The sequence below is a fragment of the Streptomyces barkulensis genome (genome assembly GCF_002843305.1).
GTDB lineage: Bacteria > Actinomycetota > Actinomycetes > Streptomycetales > Streptomycetaceae > Streptomyces > Streptomyces barkulensis.
This window is the reverse complement of record NZ_PGSG01000110.1, coordinates 51,447-69,641: the sequence shown is the minus strand read 5'-3', so window position 1 is coordinate 69,641 and position 18,195 is coordinate 51,447. Positions and strand designations below refer to the sequence as shown.

15 protein-coding genes are annotated in these 18,195 nt (G+C 75.5%); 7 read left to right on the top strand and 8 right to left on the bottom strand.

Features of this window, described 5'->3' with window-relative positions; genetic code table 11:
- Nucleotides 1–53: 53 nt before the first annotated feature.
- From CUT83_RS25255 to CUT83_RS25245, 3 genes are all read right to left on the bottom strand, one after another.
- A complete protein-coding gene (locus CUT83_RS25255; protein ID WP_101258250.1) occupies nucleotides 54–1,655 on the bottom strand; it encodes a substrate-binding domain-containing protein in 1,602 nt (533 codons plus the stop codon).
- Between the two features lie 200 nt (nucleotides 1,656–1,855).
- Nucleotides 1,856–3,061, bottom strand: coding sequence for an extracellular catalytic domain type 1 short-chain-length polyhydroxyalkanoate depolymerase (locus CUT83_RS25250; protein ID WP_101258134.1), 1,206 nt, complete (start codon nucleotides 3,059–3,061; stop codon nucleotides 1,856–1,858).
- 154 nt (nucleotides 3,062–3,215) lie between these two features.
- A complete protein-coding gene (locus CUT83_RS25245; RefSeq protein ID WP_101258133.1) occupies nucleotides 3,216–4,550 on the bottom strand; it encodes an aminotransferase-like domain-containing protein in 1,335 nt (444 codons plus the stop codon).
- A gap of 222 nt (nucleotides 4,551–4,772) precedes the next feature.
- Here CUT83_RS25245 and CUT83_RS25240 point away from each other — a divergent pair, with 222 nt between their 5' ends.
- Complete coding sequence (locus CUT83_RS25240; protein WP_101258132.1) at nucleotides 4,773–5,420, top strand: LysE family translocator; 648 nt, start codon at nucleotides 4,773–4,775, stop codon at nucleotides 5,418–5,420.
- Nucleotides 5,421–5,497: 77 nt separating this feature from the next.
- On the opposite strand, the gene CUT83_RS25235 is transcribed toward CUT83_RS25240, so the two are convergent.
- The gene (locus tag CUT83_RS25235) at nucleotides 5,498–6,604 is read right to left on the bottom strand and encodes a CapA family protein (RefSeq protein ID WP_101258131.1); all 1,107 of its coding nucleotides are present in this window, start codon (nucleotides 6,602–6,604) and stop codon (nucleotides 5,498–5,500) included.
- A 252-nt stretch (nucleotides 6,605–6,856) separates the two neighbouring features.
- Nucleotides 6,857–7,735 (bottom strand): polyphosphate kinase 2, encoded by an 879-nt coding sequence (gene ppk2, locus CUT83_RS25230; RefSeq protein WP_101258130.1) that lies wholly within the window; start codon nucleotides 7,733–7,735, stop codon nucleotides 6,857–6,859.
- 189 nt (nucleotides 7,736–7,924) lie between these two features.
- On the opposite strand from ppk2, the gene CUT83_RS25225 reads away from it, so the two are divergent.
- On the top strand, nucleotides 7,925–8,368 hold the full coding sequence (locus CUT83_RS25225) for a YchJ family protein (protein WP_101258129.1): 444 nt from the start codon (nucleotides 7,925–7,927) through the stop codon (nucleotides 8,366–8,368).
- Between the two features lie 287 nt (nucleotides 8,369–8,655).
- Nucleotides 8,656–9,456, top strand: a complete 801-nt coding sequence (locus tag CUT83_RS30580; protein WP_173915149.1) for a peptidoglycan-binding domain-containing protein — start codon at nucleotides 8,656–8,658, stop codon at nucleotides 9,454–9,456.
- A 60-nt stretch (nucleotides 9,457–9,516) separates the two neighbouring features.
- On the opposite strand, the gene CUT83_RS25215 is transcribed toward CUT83_RS30580, so the two are convergent.
- The 3 genes from CUT83_RS25215 to CUT83_RS25205 all read right to left on the bottom strand — a co-directional run bounded on the left by CUT83_RS25215 (nucleotide 9,517) and on the right by CUT83_RS25205 (nucleotide 12,949).
- On the bottom strand, nucleotides 9,517–10,461 hold the full coding sequence (locus CUT83_RS25215) for a DUF6807 domain-containing protein (protein ID WP_101258128.1): 945 nt from the start codon (nucleotides 10,459–10,461) through the stop codon (nucleotides 9,517–9,519).
- A complete protein-coding gene (locus CUT83_RS25210) occupies nucleotides 10,458–11,612 on the bottom strand; it encodes a Gfo/Idh/MocA family protein (RefSeq protein WP_101258127.1) in 1,155 nt (384 codons plus the stop codon). The genes CUT83_RS25215 and CUT83_RS25210 overlap by 4 nt, the downstream gene beginning before the upstream one ends.
- A 119-nt stretch (nucleotides 11,613–11,731) precedes the next feature.
- Complete coding sequence (locus CUT83_RS25205; protein ID WP_101258126.1) at nucleotides 11,732–12,949, bottom strand: erythromycin esterase family protein; 1,218 nt, start codon at nucleotides 12,947–12,949, stop codon at nucleotides 11,732–11,734.
- 58 nt (nucleotides 12,950–13,007) lie between these two features.
- Here CUT83_RS25205 and CUT83_RS25200 point away from each other — a divergent pair, with 58 nt between their 5' ends.
- From CUT83_RS25200 to CUT83_RS25185, 4 genes are all read left to right on the top strand, one after another.
- Entirely contained in the window at nucleotides 13,008–13,769 is a 762-nt protein-coding gene (locus tag CUT83_RS25200; protein WP_101258125.1) for a TioE family transcriptional regulator, read from the top strand.
- A gap of 164 nt (nucleotides 13,770–13,933) precedes the next feature.
- Nucleotides 13,934–16,129 (top strand): DUF4139 domain-containing protein, encoded by a 2,196-nt coding sequence (locus CUT83_RS25195; RefSeq protein WP_101258124.1) that lies wholly within the window; start codon nucleotides 13,934–13,936, stop codon nucleotides 16,127–16,129.
- Nucleotides 16,130–16,137: 8 nt separating this feature from the next.
- Entirely contained in the window at nucleotides 16,138–17,793 is a 1,656-nt protein-coding gene (locus CUT83_RS25190; protein ID WP_240958195.1) for a DUF4139 domain-containing protein, read from the top strand.
- A gap of 120 nt (nucleotides 17,794–17,913) precedes the next feature.
- Nucleotides 17,914–18,177: a Thoeris anti-defense Tad2 family protein gene (locus CUT83_RS25185; RefSeq protein WP_101258122.1), complete on the top strand. Its 264-nt coding sequence runs from the start codon at nucleotides 17,914–17,916 to the stop codon at nucleotides 18,175–18,177.
- The last annotated feature ends 18 nt before the right edge of the window (nucleotides 18,178–18,195 follow it).

Genomic DNA, 18,195 nt, shown 5'->3' with positions numbered 1-18,195 from the left:
GAGCCGCACGTCCGGGCGGTGGCGCTCACGTCCGCACCGGGGCGCGGCGGCGGTCATCCGCCGGCGCCCTCCCCCGCCCCCGGCCGCCGCGGCTCGGGGCGGCACAGCACCGGGTTCTGCAGCTCGGTGCAGGGGCGGTGGCCGCGGGAGCGCACGATGTCCCTGCCGACCTCGTTCGTCAGATAGCGCAGGAAGCCGGCGGCCAGGGACCTGGCGGGGGGCTCGCCGTAGGTGTAGGCGTACTCCGTCTCCCAGAACGGGTAGACCCCGTGGTCGGCCGCCTCCAGTGTGGCCCGCTGTCCGCCGATGCGCACCAGCCGCAGGTCCTTCCGGCCGGACGCCTCGTCGAGGCCGCTGTAGCCGATGGCTCCGGGCGTCTGCGCCACCTCGTCCAGCACCTCGGTGGTGGAGCCCCGCTCGCAGTTGAGCGGGCCGCGCGGCGTGCCGGGCAGCAGGGTGAGGCAGTCGTCGGAGGTGCGCGCGAGGTTCCGCGATCCGCTGAAGATCCGCTCCTCGAAGACGCCGCGGGTACCGGAGTTGCTCAGTCGGCTCACCAGACGGACGGGCAGGTCCGCTCCTCCCACCTCCTTCCAGTTGGTGATCCTCCCGCCGTACAGGTCCCCGATCTGCTCCAGCGTGAGGTCCTGGACCCCGGCGTCCTCGTGGATCACGAGAGTGAAGAGGGTGAAGGCCACCGGACGCGGCAGCAGCAGCGGCTGGTCGTCCCGCTTGGCCCCGTCGGTGAACGCCAGTATCCGGGTGTTCCTCCCCTTGCTCTCACTCATCAGCGCCTCCAGGCCCCCCTTGCTGCCCCGGTAGTCGTGGTGGAACGTCACGTCCTGCTCGCCGCAGGTCTCCCGGTACGCCTCCGCGGCCTCCCGCAGCACGGGTTCGAAGGCCGTGGACCCGGTGAGGGTGAGCTTGCCGCCGGCGCAGTCCAGCGGCGCCGCGGTGTCGTCGCGGCCGAGCACGGAGAAGGCGAGTTGCCCGAGGATGACCAGGACCAGGAAGCAGACCAGCGCGACGGCCCGCCAGGGCGTCCCGGTCTGGCTCCTGGTCTCCTGTATGCCGCCGTTGCCCACACCGCCCTTGATCCCGCCTATGACCCTGGGCGGCTCGAACGGCGCCTGCGGGTCCGCGCCGGCCCCCGCACCGCCGGTGCGCTCCAGGGCGGCCAGGACCTTGTAGTGGGCGGAGCGGTTGAGCGGCACCTTGGGGAGTTCGATGACGCCGTCGCGCACGCTCAGACCCGAGTCGTCGCTGAAGCAGGGGCGCAGGAAGTCGTCGCTGAGCTCGGTCACCACCATCCCGGCGACCCTGCGCCCGGGGAACTCGACCCGGACACCGACCCTGTCGTCGGGGAGGACGGCGTAGTCGTCGATGTCGATGTGGGTCGCGCCGCTGTTCTCCACTCGCAGCAGGACGAAGGACGGGTCCACCAGCCGGGTGCCGTCGCCGTCCTGCAACTGCTGCAGCGCCCCCGCGTACTGGACCCCCGCGAACTGGGCGTGGACGGCGTCGGTGGCGGTGGTGTCCATCTGCACCCGGTAGCCCAGTCGCTTGCGTCCGACGAAGACGAACTCGTAGAGCGCGGCGACGATCGGCACGAGCACACCGAGCACCGCGAGAACGACTTCCCACCGAAGCATGTCCATGGCCTGTCCGCCCCCCGTGGAGAACATGGTGAAGGGCCGTCAAACATACGAGCGGGCCGGGCTCCGGCGAAGTGGCGTGTCCGGCTTCCGGCGAGTGTTCACCGGCTGTTGGGGAGCGGTGCGCCGGCCGTACGGCGCGCCGTACGCCCCCGGGCGGGCCGGGGGCGTACGGCTCCGGGCGGCGGGCCGCGACGGACAGCTCAGCCGCAGGAGGCCGTCCGCTCGTACCAGCCGGGCTCGGTCTCGGCGAGGGAGGTGACGGTGTAGACGTTCCACAGCCCGAGCGCGTCGCCGGAGCCGACCGCGTAGGTGTAGCCGTAGCGGACGGTGGCGCGTCCCTGCTGCACATGGGTGTAGTTGCTCGCCGTGAAGCAGGCGGGCGTCCCCGGGTCGCCCGGGTCGCCGGGGTCGCCCGGGTCGCCGGGGTCGCCGGGGTCGGTGTCGCCCAGGCCCCAGTCGGCGGTGATGTACGCCGTCGAGCACATCAGGTCGGCGGTGTACGCGCCGGTCGTTCCGCAGCCCTCCGACGGGCGCACCGGGACGGCGTGCCCCATGCCGGTGACGCGGTAGTCGCGCACGACGGTGCCCGCGGAGGAGTCGTAGTCCTTCCGCGTCACCCCTCCGGGCAGCGAGGCCGAGCCGTCCGCGGTGGCATCCGTGCCGTGCGTGTTCGTCCACTGCTTCACCAGCTCGTCCGCGTTCGCCGGGGCGACCGTGGTGTCGGAGGCGCCGTGCCAGATCGCGACCGACGGCCATGGGCCGCCGTATCCCGGGTTCTGGGCGCGGACCAGATCGCCCCACTGGGCGGCGGTCTTCGTGACGCCCGGGTTCATGCAGCCGAACGCCCCGACCATGCCGGTGGCGCAGCCGTGCGGCACGCCGGCCAGCACGGCGCCTCCCGCGAACACGTCCGGGTAGGCGGCGAGCACGCTCGCCGCCATCGCGCCGCCGCCGGAGAACCCGGCGACGTACACCCGGGACGGGTCGGCCCCCACCGCGCTCACGGTGTGGCCGGCCATCTGACGCAGCGACAGCGCCTCGCCCCGCCCGCGCGAGGTGTCGCCGCTCTGGAACCAGTTGAAGCAGCGGGAGCTGTTGTTGGCCGTCTCCTGCTGGGCGGCGACGAGCGCGAAGCCCCGGCTGTCGGCGTACGCGCGCCAGCCGTAGGTCGTCACGAAGCCGGGCGCGTCCTGGGTGCAGCCGTGCAGGACGAGGACGACCGGGGCACCGGCCGGCAGGTCGTCGGGGACGTAGCGGTACATGGTCAGCGCGCCCGGGTTGGAACCGAAGCCGGTGACGCGCTCGAGGCCGGCGGCCGCCGCCGGGGCGGCGGACAGCCCGGTGAACGCCAGCGCGAGCGTGCCCAGCAGCACGCCCGCGCGGCGCAGGAGGTTCATGGTTCTCATGAGGGGGGTCCTTACGCCTGAAAGGGACCTGACAATCAATGCCTGCACCGTAGGGCGTGACGCAGATCACTCGAACATGCCGGAGCCACAGGTTCACCTGCGCGCCGGTGGCCGCCGCCCACATTGCCCCGTAAGGGCCCGCGTCCGCGTAAGGTCACTCGGCGCAGGCCTGCTCCGGCCCCGAGCGGGCGAGGGCGGCGAGGGTGTCCAGCGCGCGGGCGAGGACGTCCGGCGGCGGCGAGGCGAGGGCGAGGCGTACGGCGTGGGGGGCCCGGAGCCCGTCGGCGGCGAACGCGGCCGACGGGGTGACCGCGATGCCGTGCCGGGCGGCGGCCGCGACGAAGGTGTCGGCCCGCCACGGAGGCGGCAGCTCCCACCAGCAGAAGTACGAGGACGGGTCGCCGCCGACCGCGAAGCCCTCCAGTCGGCGGGCGGCGATCTCCCGGCGGGCGGAGGCGTCCCGCCGTTTGGCCCGCACGATCTCGTCCACCGCCCCCTCGGCCCACCAGCGCCCCGCCGCGTCCAGGGCGAAGCGCGCGGGCCCCCACCCCCCGGAGCGCAGCGCCGCGGCGACGGCGGGCACGAGGGCGTGCGGGGCGACGGCATACCCCGCGGTCAGCCCGGGGGCCAGACGCTTGGAGAGGCTGTCGACCAGAACCGTGCGCTCCGGGAGCAGGGCGGCCAGCGGCGGCACGTCGCGGAGGAAGGCCCAGACGGCGTCCTCGATCACGGCAACGCCCAGCCGGCCGAGCACCTCCGCCAGCTCCGCCAGCCGCCGCGGCGGCGTCACCAGGCCCAGCGGGTTGTGGACGGTGGGCTGGAGGTAGACGGCTGCCAGCGGTGCGGCGCGGTGAGCCTCGGCGACGGCCTGCGGGACCACCCCTTCCCCGTCCACCGACAGCGGGACGACCTCCACCCCCAGCCGGCCCGCCACGGACCGCAGCACCGGATAGGTCAGCTCCTCGGCTCCCAGCCGCCCGCCCGGCGGGACCAGCGCGGCGATCGCGGCCGCGATCGCCTGGCGCCCGCCCCCCGCGAACAGCACCCGGTCCGGGTCCGGCCGCCAGCCGCCCCGAGCCAGCAGTCCGGCGGCGGCGCCCCGCGCGGCGGCCGTGCCCGCGGGGCCGACGGGGCGCGTGGCGGCCTCCAGGACGTCCGGGCGCAGCAGCGGCGCGATCCCGGCCGCGAGGAGCGCCGACTGCCCGGGCACCACGGGATGGTTGAACTCCAGATCGATGCGCCCCTCGGCCGGCTCGGCCACCGCCGGGTCCGCCGTGCGGGCGGAGGCCCGGACGAAGGTCCCCCTGCCGACCTCGCCGACCGTCAGGCCCCGGCGGGCCAGCTCGCGGTAGACCCGGGCGGCCGTGGAGCCCGCGATGCCGCGCCGCCGGGCGAACTCCCGCTGCGTGGGCAGCCGGTCGCCCGGCCGCAGCCGCCCGGCGGCGATGTCGGCCGCCATGCCGTCGGCGATCCGCCGGTAGTCGTCCACAGGACCCCCTCGCCGGTCTCTTCCGCTTCGTCCGCCACCGCCACAGCCGCCACAGCCGCCACCGCCCCAGCCGATGCCGCCGGTGCCGTCCGGTCACGTCATTGCACCGAGAGCAATATAGTGCATTGCATCGATGCATGCCGGAACATACGCTCGACGGGCGGTACTTCCCGCGGGCGGCCCGGCGGCCGCGGACCGGCTCCGGAAAGGCGGACACAGGCCATGCTCGGAACAGGTGCGGTGCTCGGCGTCGCGGTGGTCTCCCTGGGGATGGTCCTGACCCCGGGGCCGAACATGATCTACCTCGTCTCGCGGAGCATCGCCCAGGGGCGGCGCGCCGGAATCGTGTCGCTCGGCGGCGTCGCCCTCGGTTTCCTGGTCTACCTCACGGCCGCGAACCTGGGCCTGTCGGTCGTCTTCCTGGCCGTCCCCGGGCTGTACGCCACGGTGAAGCTCGCCGGAGCCGCGTATCTGGCGTGGCTCGCCTGGCAGGCCCTCCGGCCGGGGGGAGCGGCGGTCTTCGCCCCGCGGGACGTTCCGCACGACCCGCCCCGCCGCCTGTTCGTCATGGGGCTGGCGACGAACCTGCTCAATCCGAAGATCGCGGTCATGTACCTCTCGCTCATCCCCCAGTTCGTCGATCCGGGGGCCGGGCACGTCCTCCTCCAGGGGTTCGCGCTCGGTGCGGTCCAGGTGGCGGTCAGTCTGGCGGTGAACCTGGCCATCGTCCTGGCCGCCGGCTCCATCGCGGCCCTCCTGTCCCGGCACCCCTCCTGGCTGAGGATCCAGCGGTACGCCATGGGATCCGTCCTCGGCGTGCTGGCCGTCACCCTCGCCGTCGACGACTCGCGCCCCGCGCGGACGGCCTGAGGCGCCGACGGACGCCGTGAGCGACGACGCCGTGAGCGGCCGAGGGGCCGAGGGCCGAGAGGCGCCGGTGCGGCGGGTCACCACCGCAGGGCGAGCGACCCGTCCGGCTCGCGGTCGACACGCGAGCCGAGGCCGCGGCCGGCGCGGTCCAGGACCGCCCGCAGCCATTCGGCGTCCTCCCGCGAGGCGTGGCGCAGCCGTATCCGCCGCGCCTGGAACGGCACCATCCGCACACCGGCCGTCCGGCCGTCCGGCTCCAGCCGGACGAAGTACAGCAGCCGCAGGTCGTCCCGGTACCGCTCGTAGCCGGTGATGCCCTCGTAGTCGTTCACCAGATCGCCGCAGCCGTACAGCACGAGCCTTCCCCGGTACACCTCCGGGGGACGGGGGTGGTGCGAGGAGTGGCCGTGGACGATGTCCGCGCCGCCGTCGATCAGGGCGTGCGCGAAGCCGGCCTCCTCACCGGAGACCTCGTACCCCCAGTTCGGCCCCCAGTGGACCGAGGCGACCACGACGTCCCCCGGCCGCCTGACCCGGCGGATCCGCTCGGCCACGGCGGCAGCGGCGGCCGGCGAGGGTTCGTCCACGACGTCCACGCCGGGCCGGCCGGGACCGGCGGACCAGGACGGCGGTATGCCGCTGGAGGGCATGCCGAAGGCCAGGGCCACCACCCGCCGCCCGTTTTCCAGGGGTACGGTCGCGGGCCGCCGCGCGGCGGCGAGGTCCCGCCCCGCCCCCGCCGTGGCGATTCCCGCGCCCGCCAGGGCGTCGAGCGTCTCCTCCAGGCCAAGGCGGCCGAAGTCCAGGACGTGGTTGTTGGCCAGGACGCACACGTCGGGGCGGGCGGCCGACAGGCAGGGGAGGTTTGCGGGGCTCATCCGGTAGTGGACGCCCTTGCCCGGCGCGAACGCGCCGCCGCGCGTGACGGCGGTCTCCAGGTTGACGATCCGGGCGTCGGGGGCGACCTCGTCGATCATCGCGAGCGCCTCGCCCCAGGGCCACTCGAAACCGGCCGGCCGGGGCACCGGGCCGCCGGCCGCCTCGGCCAGCTCGACGTAGGAACGGGCGTCCCGGATGTACGCCTCGCGCAGCGCCGGATCACCGGGGTGCGGGAGAACCTGGTCGACGCCCCGGCCGAGCATCACGTCACCGCAGAGGAACAGGGTGACCGCGGCCCCGCTCATGCTTCCAAGGGTAGGACCTTCCCGCCCCGCCTCCGGGGCCGGCCGGCCCCGGAGGCGGGGGACCGTCGGCCCTGCCGCCCCGGCCCCGTCCGTGGTGTCCTGATGGTGGCCGTCGGAGGCGGCCACCGGACGCGGAGAAGCGGAGCGAGACCGCGCACCGCGCAATCGGAGCCCGCGGGAAGCGGGTGGCCTCCGGCAGGCCCCGTGTGCCCGGCGTGACCCCCGTACGCCGGGCACACGGCACGGGCGCGGCTATCCGCCGCTCCCCTCCGTCCCGTCCGTCCCGGCTCCCTCCAGGGTCGCGGCGTGGTCGGGCACAAGGGTCTGCGTCTCCCTCGGCGGCCGCCGGTAGCCGGTGGACGGCGGCCGGGGCGGCAGGCTCAGCTCCGGCGGCTCGACCTCGCGGTAGGGGACGCCGGACAGCAGATGGGCGATCATGTTGATCCGCGCCCGCCGCTTGTCGTCCGCGTCGACGACGTACCAGGGGGACCCGGGGATGTCGGTGTGGGCGAACATCTCGTCCTTGGCCCGCGAGTACGCCTCCCACCGGACGCGGGACTCCAGGTCCATCGGGGACAGCTTCCAGCGCCGCATGGGGTCCTCCAGCCTCGACCGGAAGCGCCTCTCCTGCTCCTCGTCGCTCACCGAGAACCAGTACTTGCGCAGCAGGATGCCGTCCTCGGTCAGCAGCCGCTCGAAGACGGGGCACTGGCGCAGGAAGCGCGCGTGCTCCTCCTCCGTGCAGAACCCCATGACACGCTCCACGCCCGCGCGGTTGTACCAGCTGCGGTCGAACAGCACGATCTCGCCGGCCGCCGGAAGCTGCTCGGCGTAGCGCTGGAAGTACCACTGGGTGCGCTGGCGTTCGGTGGGCGCGGGCAGGGCGACGATGCGGGCCACACGCGGGTTGAGGTACTCGGTGACGCGCTTGATGGCCCCGCCCTTGCCCGCCGCGTCGCGCCCCTCGAAGACGACGACCAGCCGGGCTCCGGTGGAGCGCACCCACTCCTGCATCATCACCAACTGCTCCTGGAGCCGGAGCAGTTCCCTCTCGTACACCGGGCGGGGCAGCCGGGCGCGCCGCCCTCCGGGCCTCTTCGGCGGCCGCTTCCCGCCGTCCTGTCGCGGCATACGTGTCCCTCTCTCCGACTTCCGGTCCCTGTCGGCACAGAGGGGCCCGGCGGGCCCGCCGGGCCCCTCTGTGCCGACAGGGACCGTCTCCCCCGTACCGCGGCGGGAAACACGGGGGACCGGGCCGGGGTGCCCCGGTGCCGGCGCCCCGGAGCGCACCGCGGTCCGCGCGGCGGTCACCATGGGGGCATGTCCCGACGCCGATCCCGTCCGCGCCAGAAGGCTCCGTCCGCCTCCCCCGCCCTCTCCCCCGGCGCGCCCTGCCCGTGCGGGCTGCCCGCCCCCTACGCCGACTGCTGCGGCCGGTTCCACCGGGGGCAGGCGGCCGCCCCCACCGCCGAGGCCCTGATGCGCTCCCGCTACAGCGCCTTCGCGGTGCGCGACCGGGCGTATCTGCTGCGCACCTGGCATCCGGACACCGCGCCGAGGCTGCTGGAGACGGACCCGGACACCCGGTGGCGGCGTCTGGAGATCCTCGGCGCCACCGGCGGCAGCCCCTTCCACACCGAGGGGACCGTCTCCTTCCGCGCCCACTTCACCGAGCGGGGGCGCGAGGGCGTCATGGAGGAGCACAGCCGCTTCGTGCGTCACGCCGGCTCATGGGTCTATCTCGACGCCTCCGGCACTCCCTGACCGTTCCCCTGACCGTACTCGGGCACCCCGGGGCACCCCGGGGCGCCCGAGGGGAGGGGTCCGGCGCGCGAGGACGTGAAGAAGCCGTGCACCGCCCGCGCACGACCGGTTCCGGCACGGGCGCGACCGAGTAAGGTCCTCTCCGGGGACCATCCGTGAGCGATCGCGTACTCTGCGGCGCGGCGCCGCGGTGGAGTGCGTGTCCGCCGCGGAACGTTCGCACGGGCGCACGACGGTCCCCTCCGCGCCCCGCTCTGCGGGCGCGGAGGAGGTACAGGAGGGGGGAGATGGCGTTGCGTCCCGACCCGAGGTCGCGGCTGCGCCGTCCGGCTGCCGGGGAGCCGCGCTCCCTGGGGCCGTGGGACCGCCCGGGGCCGGGCGCGCCGCAGGGTGCCGGTGGCGACGTGTCCGCGGGCGGGGCCGGTGCACGGGATACGGGGGCCGGCGGCGCCCACCGGGGCGGTGCGGCCGGTCCGTCCGGGCCCGCCGCGCCTCCCGAGCCGCGCACCGGCTTCCTGACCGGGCGCCGCGGCCCGCGCACCACCGCCCTGATCCTGACCACCGGCGCGATCGGCTCCGCCCTGGCGACCCTGCTGGTGGCCTCCGGTGTCCTGACGCCCGCCGACCCCCGCCCGCCGCTGTCCGGCGGCCCGCCGCCCTCCCCCGGGCGGACGGCCCCGGCGCCGGACGGCACGCCCTCCGCGTCCGGCTCACCGGACCCCGGGCCCTCCACGCCTTCCGCGCCCGCGGCCGCCCCGTCCGCCCCGGACGGCACGCCGTCCGCGCCCGCACAGCCGTCCCGCGCCCCGTCGGCGTCCGCCACACCGCCGCCCAACCCCGCCTCCCAGCAGTCGCGGCGCCCTGGGCCCGGCATGCTGCGGGAGGGCGACAGCGGTCCGGAGGTGGAGGAGCTCCAGCGGCGGCTGCGGCAGATCCAGGGCGTCTACCCCGGCGGCGAGGTCGACGGCCGCTACGACGCCGAGGTCACCGAGGCCGTCGCCCGCTACCAGCAGTGGTACGGCGTCCGGGGCGACGAGGAGGGCGTGTACGGCGACGACACCCGGCGCGACCTGGAGGCGCGCACCTGACGGACGGGCCACGCGCTCACCGACCGTGTGTTCGCCGCCCGGTCTTCACCACCCGTGCGCTCACCACCCGTGCGCCCCGAGCCAGGACTCCACCCGGCCCTCGTCCCAGGCGCCGTCCGCCACCACCACGCGGTAGCGGTAGGCGAAGCTCTCCCCCGGCGGCAGCTCGAACTCCTCGAAGAAGGCCCAGGAGAAGGCCACGACCGGGGTCGGCTCGGAGCGCACGAACCAGTGGGAGGCGTGGATCGCGCCCTCGTTCCCGGGCGCGTGGGCGAAGACCAGGGTGGTGTGCGCGTCCGCCCCGTCGCGTTCGGCGGTGAAGGCCAGCCAGGGGGCCTGAGTGCCCATCATGGCCGCTGCGCCGGCCTCCCCCTTCCCGCCCCGGCCGCCGGGGCCGAGGACGTCGCCGCCGGTGAGGTCGCGCGGACCGCGCCAGTGGAGACCGGTGTAGCCGGCCATCCCGCGCCCGGCGGTGGTCGGGGAACCGAACACCAGCGGTTCGGCGCGGAGGTTGGCGAGGTGGATCGACCAGTCCAGCGCCCAGGCGCCCTCCCCGGGCTCGGCCGAGTGCACCTCGACGGTGCGCGTCTCGCGGGCCCACTCCCGCCCGCCGTTCTCGATCCACGTCAGCCGTTCGGCCATGCGCACCCGGTCCCCGTCCGGGCCGAGGACGTCCACCGCGTCGAAGCCGTCGTGCCGCATCCACCCCACCCGGTCCCGCAGCGGCAGGTAACCGCGGCCGTGTACGTAGGAGTTGCCGCCCCAGAAGTTCTGCCCGGACAGATGGCTGGCGGTCATCTGCAGCCCCTTGTGCCAGCGGTGGTCGCTGGGCCGGTAGCCGGTGACGGTGCGGCCCGCCAGGGTGCGCAGCGGGTGGGCGTAGGGCTTGCGGGACTCGAAGGCGTCCGGGTCGGGCCGGTACACGTAGGCCATCAGCTCCACTCCGGCGCAGGCGACGGAGATCCGCTCGCCGTGGGTGTGGGTGACGGTCAGCGGCGCGCTCACCGGGTCGCCTCCTTCACGGGGGCGCCCGGCGCCCAGTCGGGGTGGTCTCCGTGCATGGCGGTGTGGTACGGGTCGCCGGGGACGATCTCGCCGGCGCGCACCGGCAGCCCGGTGAAGGCGGACTTGTACAGGGCGGCGGTGAACTCCAGGGTGCGGCGGGCCTCGTGGCCGCTGCCGGGCGGCCGGACGCCCGCGCGCCGGGCGGCCAGTACGGCGGCGAGCTGGGCGGTGTGGGAGCTGGGCAGGTCGGCGGCCGGGGTGCGCCAGGCGCGGACGCGGTCGGCCCCGTCGGGGGCGCCGGCCACGTGGGGGGCGGGGGTGTAGACCCAGTCGTCGTTGGAGTGGCCGTACAGATGGGTGAGCTCGACGGTGGCGTCGGCGCAGTCGATCCGTATGCGGCTGGTCTCCTGAGGGGACAGGACGCTGTTGACGACGGTGGCCATCACGCCGCTTTCGAAGCGGACCAGGGCGGTGGAGACGTCCTCGCTCTCCACCTCGTGCACCAGGCGTCCGGCCATGGCCCGCACCTCGGCCCAGTCGCCGAGCAGATGCAGCAGCAGGTCCGTCTGGTGGATGCCGTGGCCCATGGCGGGGCCGCCGCCCTCGGTGGCCCACCGGCCGCGCCAGGGTACGGAGTAGTAGGCGGCGTCGCGGTACCAGGTGGTCTGGCAGTGTGCGACGAGCGGGGCGCCCAGCGCGCCGGAGGCGAGCAGTTCACGGGCGTGGACGGCGCCGGAGCCGTAGCGGTGCTGGAGGAGGACGGTGGCGTACGGGCCGCCGTCCTCCTCCGGTCCCTCGGCGGCGGCGATCTCGTCGTACTCGGCGAGGGAGAGGCACAGCGGCTTCTCGCACAGCACCCACGCTCCGGCGCGCAGCGCGGCCACGGCCTGCTCGCGGTGGAGGGAGGGCGGGCTGCCGATCAGCACCAGGTCGGGCCTCTCCCGCTCCAGCATCGGGGCCAGGTCGGTGTAACCCGCCACCCTTTCGCCCGCCCGCGCGCGGAAGGCGTCGAGCCGTCCGGTGTCCACGTCGACGACGGCGACCGGCTCGACCTCGTCCGCGTGGGCTTCGAGAGCCGGCAGATGGCCGACGGTGGCGATGGCTCCGGCGCCGACGACGGCGGCGCGGAGGCGTTGGGTGACCGGGGGCATCGGATTCGGGCTCCTTCGGTGGCCGACAGCGACAGAAAGCGCTTACCGAACAGACCCTAGGCGCGGCGCGGGAATCTGGAAAGAGCCGCGGACGCGGTGCGTCCGCGGCTTCGCGCAGGTCAGCCCTGCCCGACGTCCTTGACGAAGACGATCCCGTCGCTGCCGGCCAGGCGGGCCGGCTCCAGGGGGGCGTAGCCGAACCAGGGCGACACCCGGGGCGCGGGCGGGGTGTCGCCGAGGGCCGTGGCGAGCCGCCGGGCGTCGAGGAGGCAGCGGTCCTCGGGGAGCGCGTACAGGAGCCCTTCGAGGGTGTCCGGCGGCGGGGCGTCCACGCCCCGGTGCCGGATCGTGCCCAGAGCCGTGGCCACGAAGGCGTACTCCTCGCCGAGCCGGGCGCCCACCAGCGCGCCGGCGCCCCACCACTCCACCGGCCCCTCCCACATCCTCATCGTGCTCCTCCCCCGCTGGAGATGGGAGTTGTGGGCGTGGACGAGCACCGGGCCCCGGTCGGCGAGGGCGAGGAGGTTTCCGGCCATCATCGAGTCCCGCAGCGCGCACAGCCGGGCCATACGCGCCGGTGACGCGTCGGCCATCCGGCAGTGGTAGCGCAGCAGACCGGTCGCGGCGCGCCCGTACAGGCGCGCCCTCTCCCACTCCTCCCGTGAGGCCGCCGCGATCAGGTGGGGTGTCTGCTCCTCCAGCAACGCCACCAGGTCGTCGGCGAGCAGCCGCAGCCCGTCCGCCTCGGCAGACCGTCCCACCGACCGGGACGGGTCCGTCATCGCGGCCGGTTCGGTCCACCGGGCGTCGTCGCCCAGCAGGCGGTCGAGCGTCCGCTCGTCACAGGGGAGCAGGTCCGCGTCCACATGGGCCGCGAGGTGGCGGTGGAGCGCGACGATGGCCTGCCGGGGGCTCGCGGCGTGGGTGATCTCCAGCGGACCGTCGAAACCGGCGAAGCGGAGCCGCTCGGAGGCGGGCCGGCCCTCGGCGTCGGCGCGGGCGTTGTGGGCTCGCATCCAGCGCACGAGCTCGCGGTTGGCCGCGAAGGCGCCCCAGCCGTGGCTGAACCCGCTCTCCACGGCTTGGTCGAGGGTGCCCGTGCCGGAGGTGACGTAGTCGTCCACGGTCAGGCCCGCCAGGCAGTCACTCTCGATCGCGATCGTCCGGTAGCCCTCCTCCTCGACGAGCCGCCGGAACAGCTCGTTGCGCAGGCCGAGCAGCGCGTCCTCGCCATGGGTGGGCTCGCCCAGGGCGAGCATCCGGGGCCGGGCCGGGAGCAGTTCCATGACGGCGGCGGCCTCGACGGCGCGGGCGATGTCCTTGGTTTCGGTAGCCATGCCTTCAACGCTATCGCTGAACCCTCGGTGGAGACTTTTCCGCGATACCGTCGGTCTCATGGGGAGAAACCTTCAAAGTGGTGAGCGGCTCAGGCCGGTCGATCTGGCGCGCGGGCACGGCCTGTCCACACAGGCGGTCAGAAACTACGAGGAGGCCGGCATCCTTCCGGCCGCCGACCGCACACCCCACGGCTACCGCACCTACACCCCGCTGCACGCGCGGGCCCTGCGCACCTTCCTGGCCCTGGTGCCCGGCCACGGCCACCGGACGGCGACGGCGATCATGCGGGCGGTGAACGAGGGAGCTCAGGAGGAGGCGTTCCGCCTCGTCGACGAGAGCCATTCCCAGCTCCTGGAGGACCGGCAGACCCTCCGGGCCGTGGAGAGCGCCCTGCGCGGCCTGGAACCCGGTGCGGCCCCCGGGCCGGGCTCGGTGTCCGGGTCCGGGTCCGGGTCCGGGTCCGGGTCCGGGTCCGGCGGCATGTTCATCGGGCCGCTGGCCGGGCGGCTCGGCGTCCGGCCCGCGACGCTGCGCAAGTGGGAGCGTGCCGGGCTGGTCCGCCCGCACCGCGACCCGCGCACCGGGTACCGCGTCTACGGCGAGGCCGACGTACGGGACGCCCGGCTGGTCCACCAGCTCAGGCGGGGCGGCTATCCGCTGGAGCGGATAGCCCCGCTGATCGACCGGGTGCGGACGGCCGGCGGGCTGGAGCCGCTGGAGGCCGCGCTGCACGACTGGCACGGCCGGCTGTCCGCCCGCGGTCGGGCGATGCTGGCCGGGGCCGCCGAGTTGGATGCGTACCTGCGCGAACGCGGGTGAAGCGTCCCTCTCCTGAGATCCGCGGACGAACGGCCGCCGCTCGGCGCGGAGTCCGGCGGCGCAGGCAGGGCGGAACGCCCCGGATCCGCCGCAACGTCTCCTGCGCCGCCCCGTCCGGCGGCTATGGTGCGGTCACCGGTCGGGCGAGGGGCGTGAGGGGCGGTATGGCGGACGAGGCGGTCGCGGGCGGCGGTGCGCGTACGGGATCCGGCAGGGAGTCCGTGCCGGAGCCGGCACCGGAAGCCGTGCTGGATTCGGTCCTGGAGTCCGTGGTGGTGCACGCCGTCGGGGCCGTGTGCCTCCGGCGCGCCCGCTGCGCCCTGCCGCCCGGTCTCCCGGCGGCTCCAAACGCGGCTGTACGTGTCCGGGTGGAGGGGCTGCCGATCTCCCTGTACGACCACTCGCTGCGCGGCCGGGTCGTCTCCGGTCCGGCCGGACTGCGGGTGACCGACGTACGGCCGGTGCGGTCCGCCGCTCCCCGGCAGGACCGCGAACTGCCCGCCCTGAGACTGGAGTTGGAGGAGGCCGAGAACCGGCTGGACCGGCTGCGCGAGCGGCGCGACCGGCTCACCGCGGAGATCGGGAAGGTGTCCGAGCTGCGGGCCGTACCGCCGCAGCCCCGCCGCGGGGACCCGCCCCGCTGGGCTCCGGTGGAGTCCCTGCTGGCGCTGGCGAACTTCGTGGACGGCCGGCTGGCGCTGCTCCAGCGGCGGCTGCGGGCGGTGGAGGACGAACTGAGCGACGCGGAGCACGACGCCGACGTACTCGTCCACCGTCTGGAGGCGGCCTCCGGCGCGCTGCCCGCCGCGCGGGCGGGCGAGTCGGCCGCCGCCGTCCTGACCCTGGAGTGGTCCGGGGACGGCGCGCCGCACAGCGACGGCGGGGACGAACAGGTTTCCTCCCGGGCTTCCTCCGAGGCGGAGTTGGAGGTCGAGTACCACGTGCCCGGGGCCACCTGGTCGCCGGTGTACCAGCTGCGGCTGGACGGCACGGACTCCGCCTCCGGCGGGACGCTCGTGCTGCGGGCCTGCGTGGCCCAGCGCACCGGCGAGGACTGGACGGGCGTACGGCTGGGCCTGTCCACCGCCGACCTGCTGCGGCCCGCGGACGTCCCCCGGCTGCGGTCGCTGCGGATCGGGCGGCGCCAGGAGGAGCCCGCCGCGCGGGGGTGGCGCGAACCCCCGCCGGGGCTGGAGGAGTTGTTCGCCGGGTACGACGCGGCCGTCCCGCCCGGGCCGCCGTCCGGCCCCGGCCCCGCCCGGGCCGGCGGGGCGCCGCCGGCCGCCTCCGCGGCCCCGCCGCTCCTGGCCGGTGCGGCCGCGGCGCCGGGACCGGCGGAGACGGCGGACACGAGCCGGGCGCTCCACGAGGCTGAACGCGGATTCGCCGCGTACGGCGCCCCCGCCGCGGCCTCCGCGCCGCTCGCCCCGGCCGCCCTGGCCGCCCCGGCCGCTCCCGGGGCGGCGGCCGCTCCCCCGCCACCGTCTCCTCGGCCGTCCCCGCCGGGCCCGGCCGAGGGCATGCTCGACTACTCGGGCCTGACGCTGGCCGGCCCCGACGAGCCCGGCCGGCGCGGCAGGCTGCGGCCCGCGCCGGACGAACTGGGCACGGCCGTCGCCGAGCACCGGCGGCGGGCCGAGTCCGTGGCGCGGCTGGCGCGGCCCGCCCACGCGGCCGACGTACGGCAATCGGCCGGCTCCTTCCACCACCGCTACGACACGGCCGCCCCCGTGGACGTGGCCGCGGACGGGGCCTGGCACACCGTCCCCGTCCGCGAGATCCCGGTGGAGACGGTGCCTCGGTACGTGTGCGTGCCGTCGGTGGACCCCACCGTGTACGGCACGGTGCTGCTGACCAACGCCTCCCGCCACCCGCTGCCGGCCGGGCCCGCCGATGTCGTCGTGGACGGCGACTTCGTCCTCACCGCGCCGCTGCCCACCCTCGCGCCCGGGGAGCGCCGCGGGATGGGGATCGGCGCGGTCGAGAGCGTGAAGGCGGCGCGGCGTACCCGTCTGCGCGAGTCCACCGCCGGGCTGCGCGGCGGGACGACGGTGCTCGACCACGCGGTCGAGGTCGAGATCGCCAACCGCCTCGCGCACCGGATCACGGTGGAGGTGCGCGAACGCGTGCCCGTCAGCACCGACAAGGAGGTGCGGATCGAGGAGCGCCCGGCCGAGCCGCCCTGGACGGACCCCGGCAGGCCCCTCGACGACGAGGGCTGGGGCGATGGCCGCCATGTGCGCGGTGCGCGGATCTGGCGGGTGGAGCTGGAGCCGGGCCGGACCACCGTCCTCAGGGGCGGATACGAGGTGCGGATCCCCGCGGGGAAGGCACTGGTCGGCGGGAACCGGAGGGACTGATCCACACCATGACTCAAGCACCCCAGGACATGGCCGGCCCCGGCGCGCCGGCCTCCCCCCGGGAACCGGTCCCCCTGCCGGTCACCGCCGTGACGTGCATGGAGGACCGCGCCCAGGTCGAGCGGCGCGGGAGCGTCGAACTGGCCGCGGGCGCGCAGCGGTTGCTCGTCGGCCCGGTGACGCCGCTGGCCGTGGACCGCTCCCTGCGCGCGGAGGTACCGGCCGGGGACGGCGGCGCGGGCGGCGTCCGGGTCGTCGACGCCCGCGTGGTGCGCACATACGCGCCCCCGCGCCCCGGGCGCCCGGGCGAGGACGCCTCAAAGCTGCGCCGCAGGGTCCACGATCTGGAGGAGGAGCTGCGCGACGCGCGGTGGCTGCGGCAGCGGCTGGAGAGCCGCCTCGCGGTCGTCGCCCAGGCCGGGGCGGAGCTGTACCGTGACGTCGCCGAGGGCGCCGGGGCCGGTTCGGCCGATCCGGAGCGCTGGGCGGACCGCATGGAGCGGATCGACCAGGAGGACGAGGCGCGTGCCGGGGAACTGCACGTGCTGCGGCGCCGGCTGCTCCGCGCGGAGGAGGAACTGGAGGACGCGCGCCGGGCTCTGCGGCGCACCGAGGAGGAGCCGCAGGAGCTGACGGCGGTCGTCGAGGTGGTCGTCGAGGCCGACCGCGCCGGGCCCGCCGTACTGCGTCTGACCCATCTGGTGCCCTGCGCCCTGTGGCGGCCGGCGTACCGGGCGACGCTGGCCGGGGACGAGCGGTCGGTGCGCCTGGAGACCGACGCGGTGGTGTGGCAGCGCACCGGCGAGGACTGGAAGGGGGTGCGGCTGTCGCTGTCCACCGCCCGGCCCACCCTCGCCTCCGGTCCTCCGGCCCTGTACGAGGACGAACTGGTGCTGCGGGAGCGCTCTGCCGCGGAGCGGCGCAGGGTCGAGGTGGATCTGCGCGAGGAGGAGGTGCGGACGGTCGGGGAGGAGTCCGTCCCGGGCGGGCCCGGCGGGGCGGACGCGGAGCTTCCCGGGCTGTCGGACGGCGGCGAGGTGCGGGTGATGACCGCCGCGGCGCCCGTCGACGTGGCCTGTGACGGGCGCCCCCACCGGGTGTCCCTGTCGGCGTTCACCGCGCCGTGCCGCACCGGGCTGGAGTGCGCACCCGAACTGTCGCCGCTGGTGACCAGGGTGGCCAGGGCTGCCAACGGGGCCGGGCACGTGCTGCTGGCCGGGCCGGTGGACCTGGTGCGCGGCGGCGGGTTCACCGGGCGCGGCGAACTGCCGTTCACCGGGCAGGGCGAGGAGGTCTCGCTGGCCTTCGGCAGCGAGGACACCTACCGGGTGGTGCGCCATGTCGAGGAGAGCCGCGGCGCCGCGGGCCTGAGCGGCGTCAACCACCGCACGGTGATCACCCGTACGGTGCGGCTGTTCGTCTCCCGGCTGGACTCCTCCCCGCAGGGGGAGGCGGCGGTCGTGGTGGTCCGCGAGCGCGTCCCGGTCTCGGAGGTCTCCGCCGTCGAGGTGCGGCTGCGCCGGGAAGCGTGCCTGCCGGAGCCCGACGAGGGCGTCGACGCGGAGGGCATGGTGCGCTACACCCTCCGTCTGGCCCCCGGCGAGAGGCGCGAGATCACGCTGGAGTACGAGCTCACGGCCTCGGACGGCGTCGTGGGGCTGTGACGGCTGTGACGGCTGTGACGGATGTGACGGATGTGAGGGATTCGACGGGCGGGCCTCCCCATAGCGCATCCGGCACCCGGTGTTCAAGGGCCTCCCGGACGGTCCGCTACGTTCGGCCCCATGGACTTCTCCGCGGCTCTGAAGCTTCTGAGGGACGGCCGCCGTATGGCGCGCCGCGGCTGGATCCAGCCGGGTAAGTACGTCTATCTGGAACCGGGGTCGGTCTGCGTCAGCCCCGACGGGCGGAGCCGGCCGCTCGCCGCCCACCTGCGGTTCGTCACCGCCGACGGCACCGTGCAGGCCGGGGTGCAGCCGTCGCACGCCGGCCTGCTGGCCGACGACTGGTACGACGTCGACGCACCGGAGGAGGCCGGCGAGATCTGACGGCCGCCCCCGGCCGGG

Excerpts from the sequence above, each read along its gene's own strand:
- CUT83_RS25205 (WP_101258126.1), bottom strand. The coding sequence starts at position 12,949 with ATGGCTACCGAAACCAAGGACATCGCCCGCGCCGTCGAGGCCGCCGCC.
- CUT83_RS25210 (WP_101258127.1), bottom strand. The coding sequence starts at position 11,612 with ATGCCCCCGGTCACCCAACGCCTCCGCGCCGCCGTCGTCGGCGCCGGA.
- CUT83_RS25250 (WP_101258134.1), bottom strand. The coding sequence starts at position 3,061 with ATGAGAACCATGAACCTCCTGCGCCGCGCGGGCGTGCTGCTGGGCACG.
- ppk2 (WP_101258130.1), bottom strand. The coding sequence starts at position 7,735 with ATGCCGCGACAGGACGGCGGGAAGCGGCCGCCGAAGAGGCCCGGAGGG.
- CUT83_RS25200 (WP_101258125.1), top strand. The coding sequence starts at position 13,008 with ATGGGGAGAAACCTTCAAAGTGGTGAGCGGCTCAGGCCGGTCGATCTG.
- CUT83_RS25190 (WP_240958195.1), top strand. The coding sequence starts at position 16,138 with ATGACTCAAGCACCCCAGGACATGGCCGGCCCCGGCGCGCCGGCCTCC.
- CUT83_RS25255 (WP_101258250.1), bottom strand. The coding sequence starts at position 1,655 with ATGGACATGCTTCGGTGGGAAGTCGTTCTCGCGGTGCTCGGTGTGCTC.
- CUT83_RS25185 (WP_101258122.1), top strand. The coding sequence starts at position 17,914 with ATGGACTTCTCCGCGGCTCTGAAGCTTCTGAGGGACGGCCGCCGTATG.
- CUT83_RS25235 (WP_101258131.1), bottom strand. The coding sequence starts at position 6,604 with ATGAGCGGGGCCGCGGTCACCCTGTTCCTCTGCGGTGACGTGATGCTC.
- CUT83_RS25240 (WP_101258132.1), top strand. The coding sequence starts at position 4,773 with ATGCTCGGAACAGGTGCGGTGCTCGGCGTCGCGGTGGTCTCCCTGGGG.
- CUT83_RS25195 (WP_101258124.1), top strand. The coding sequence starts at position 13,934 with ATGGCGGACGAGGCGGTCGCGGGCGGCGGTGCGCGTACGGGATCCGGC.
- CUT83_RS30580 (WP_173915149.1), top strand. The coding sequence starts at position 8,656 with ATGGCGTTGCGTCCCGACCCGAGGTCGCGGCTGCGCCGTCCGGCTGCC.
- CUT83_RS25225 (WP_101258129.1), top strand. The coding sequence starts at position 7,925 with ATGTCCCGACGCCGATCCCGTCCGCGCCAGAAGGCTCCGTCCGCCTCC.